General features: G+C 68.7%; 4 protein-coding genes. 2 read left to right on the top strand and 2 right to left on the bottom strand.

Annotated elements, in window-relative coordinates; genetic code table 11:
* On the bottom strand, window positions 1-162 hold a 162-nt coding region (locus WG212_RS13935), incomplete at its 3' end, for an acyl-CoA dehydrogenase family protein (RefSeq protein WP_337187711.1).
* A gap of 129 nt (window positions 163-291) precedes the next feature.
* On the opposite strand from WG212_RS13935, the gene WG212_RS13930 reads away from it, so the two are divergent.
* A complete protein-coding gene (locus tag WG212_RS13930) occupies window positions 292-1,176 on the top strand; it encodes a LysR family transcriptional regulator (RefSeq protein ID WP_337187710.1) in 885 nt (294 codons plus the stop codon).
* A gap of 44 nt (window positions 1,177-1,220) precedes the next feature.
* Here the strand turns inward: WG212_RS13930 and WG212_RS13925 are convergent, their stop codons facing one another.
* Window positions 1,221-2,486: a cytochrome P450 gene (locus WG212_RS13925; protein ID WP_337187709.1), complete on the bottom strand. Its 1,266-nt coding sequence runs from the start codon at window positions 2,484-2,486 to the stop codon at window positions 1,221-1,223.
* 268 nt (window positions 2,487-2,754) lie between these two features.
* Here WG212_RS13925 and WG212_RS13920 point away from each other — a divergent pair.
* Window positions 2,755-3,024: phosphoadenosine phosphosulfate reductase family protein (locus tag WG212_RS13920; protein ID WP_337187708.1), on the top strand; the 270-nt coding region annotated here is incomplete at its 3' end.

The raw sequence follows: 3,024 nt of genomic DNA, 5'->3' as shown, positions 1-3,024 counted from the left end.
ATAGAGGCCCGCGAAGCCCAGACCCGCCGCAGCCTCAAGCACCGCCCGGTCCAGGCCGCCCTCTTCGTCCCAGCGCGCCGAACGCGGCGCCAGTTCCGCCAGGGCGAAGGCGCGCGCCGCGTCCTCGATCGCCCGCTGGTCTTCCGAAAGGCTGAAGTCCATCAGGGCGCCATCGGGAAGGACCGCCCGGAACGCATGAAGTGGGTGATCTCACGCATCATGCGGACGGCCTAGCAGCGACCGTTGCGCCCGCGTATTGCAATTTCACGCATCATAAAGTGCAAATTTGCAATGTTCGACTGGGACGACCTGAGAATCTTCCTCGCCGCCGCCCGCGCCGGCTCGCTAGTCGCGGCAGGTCAACGGCTCGGCATGGATACGGCCACGGTCGGCCGACGCCTCGCCAGGCTCGAGACGGCGCTGAAATCGACGCTCCTCGCCAGGTCCCGCGTTGGCCTCCAGCTCACTGCGGCGGGCGCCCAGCTGTTCGACGCCGCGCTGGAAGCGGAATCCGCAATGGTCGCGGCCGGTCGCGTGACCCAACCCGACCAGGTGGCCGGGACGGTGCGGATCAGCACCGCCGAGGGCTTCGGAACCGCTGTGCTGGCCCCGGCTCTGCCCGAGTTGGCGCGAGCGCGCCCCGGCCTTCGCATTGAACTTGCGGCGCAGACCACCTTCCTGTCGCCGATCCGGCGCGAGGTGGACATGGCGATCACCCTGAGCGCCCCCGATGCGGGCCGGCTCGTGGTCGAGCCCCTGACGGTCTACCAGCTCGCGCTCTACGCCACGGGCGACTACCTGGAGCGTCACGGCGCGCCCCCGAACGTCGAGGCCCTGCGAACGCACCAGATCGTAGGCTACGTCAACGATCTCATCTTCGCACCCGAGCTGCGTTACCTCGACGAGGTTTCCCCTGGCCTCAGCCCGACGCTGGCCAGTTCGTCCATCCAGGCGCAGCGGGCCATTATCGCGGCCCATGGCGGCATCGGGGTCCTGCCGTGCTTCATGGCGGACGGACTGACCCGGGTGCTACCGGAGGTGATGCTGATCGAGCGTCGCTTCTGGCTCAGCACCCACCGCGAGGTCCACGACACGGCGCGGGCTCGCGCGGTTCGCCGCTGGCTCATGGCCTTGGTGGAGCGGCGACACCGCGATCTGCGGCCGCACGCTTCCTAGGCGAGCTCGCCCGCCGCGGGCGGCGGTTGGGATCGACCCCGGCGTCAGACTTCCACCATGATCCGGGACACCGCCCGGGCCTGGAAGCCCATCACACGGGGTTCGGAATGCCCGGAGGCCAGGCGCAGGTTCGGGCACGCCTCGAGCAAGGCCGCGAGGCCCACGCCCATCTCAGTCCGCGCCAGCTGGCTGCCCGGGCAGAAATGCGGGCCGCCCCCGAAGGCCACCGTGCCCTTCCGGGGCCGCGTCAGGTCGAACGCGTGGGGGCGCTCCCATCGATCCAGGTCGTGGTTGGCGTAGCCGTGGAAGCCCACGACGTACGCGCCGGCCGGCAGCGCCACGCCCTCCAGGACAGTGTCCTCCCGCACCCGCTTGGGCGCGAAGACGATCGGGGCCTCCCATCGGGTCGCCTCCTCGACGGCGGCAGGAATCCGGCTCGGATCCTCGCGCACGAGGGCCATCTGGTCCGGCTGGGTCAGGAGCGCCGTGAGCAATATGCCGAACTGCTTCGTGGTGGTCTCGATGCCGGCCGGCAACAGGATGCGACAGAAGGCCAGCACCTGTTCCTTCGAAAGCCGCTGGCCGTCCAGTTCGGCGGCGATGAGGTCGCTGATGAGATCATCGCCGGGTCGCGCCAGGCGGTCTTCGTACACGGCTTCGAGGTAGGCGCGGAGGTCGAGCGCGGCCTGGTGGCCGGCCTCCCAGTCGACCCCCAGCGCCATCATCGTGCGGGTGCGGTTCATGATCCAGCGGAAGTCGCCGGGGTTCACGCCCAGCAGGTTGGTGATGACCAGGAAGGGCAGCAGGCCGGTGTACGCCGTGACCAGATTGCCGCCGCCTTCCCGAAGCAGGTTGTCGGTGAGCAGCTTCGCCGCGGGCCGGATGACGTCGCGTTCGAGACGCTGGATCTGGAGGCGGTTGAGCGCCTTGTTGGTCAGCTCGCGCAGCGGCGTGTGGAGCGGGGGATCGACGGTGACCGGAGTCTCGCCCCACGCGATCAGATACGATTGGTCCAGGCCCTGACCGAACACCTTGGCGCCGCCGAGGAAGACGGCGCTCACCGCGTCGTACGAGAGCGCGGCGAAGCAGGGATAGTCCTTGTTCACGCGCGCCAGCCCGCCGATGTCGACGCCGTCCATCATCCCATCCGGAAGCTCGAACACGGCGCCACGGCGCCGGCGCACCTCGTCCAGGAACGGATAGGGACTGCGGACGAGGTCTTCGCCCAGCGTGTCGTGATGGGCGTATTCCTGCGGGTCGATGCCCGAGGCGAGCACGTTGCCGACGGCCTCAGCCACGTCGTAGGCCATGGACGCTTCCTCCTGTGATCAGGCGGCGATGCTAGTGACGGAATGCGCCCGGGATACGCGATCCGCGCCGGGCCGAGGCCGATATTACAGGTGCGATCGGCCGTCGCCTCCGGGCCGGAGGACGCCGGATCAAGAGTGTAATCGTTTCGTCGGACGGCTTGTTGGCCGCAGCCCGATCGTTCGAGGTTCTTCCCAACAAGACCCGACCCGCGGCCGGCGGGGACGCGCCGGATCGCGGGGTCGCATCGACCGGAAGGGATGGAATCGCATGGGGACGATGCTGCGGGACCGGGCGGTCGCGGGAAACGCCGCACGCATCTCCCCCCAGACCCTGACGCATTTGGAGCGGTTGGAGTCTGAGAGCATCCAGATTCTTCGGGAGGTGGTGTCGGAGTGTGAGCGTCCGGTGATGCTGTACTCGATCGGCAAGGACAGCGCGGTGATGCTGCACCTAGCGGCGAAGGCGTTCTGGCCGTCGAAGCCGCCGTTCCCGCTGCTGCACGTGGACACGACCTGGAAGTTCCGGGCGATGTACGAG

This window comes from Phenylobacterium sp. (assembly GCF_037189685.1).
Lineage (GTDB): Bacteria > Pseudomonadota > Alphaproteobacteria > Caulobacterales > Caulobacteraceae > Phenylobacterium.
This window is presented reverse-complemented; position numbering and strand designations above follow the sequence as displayed.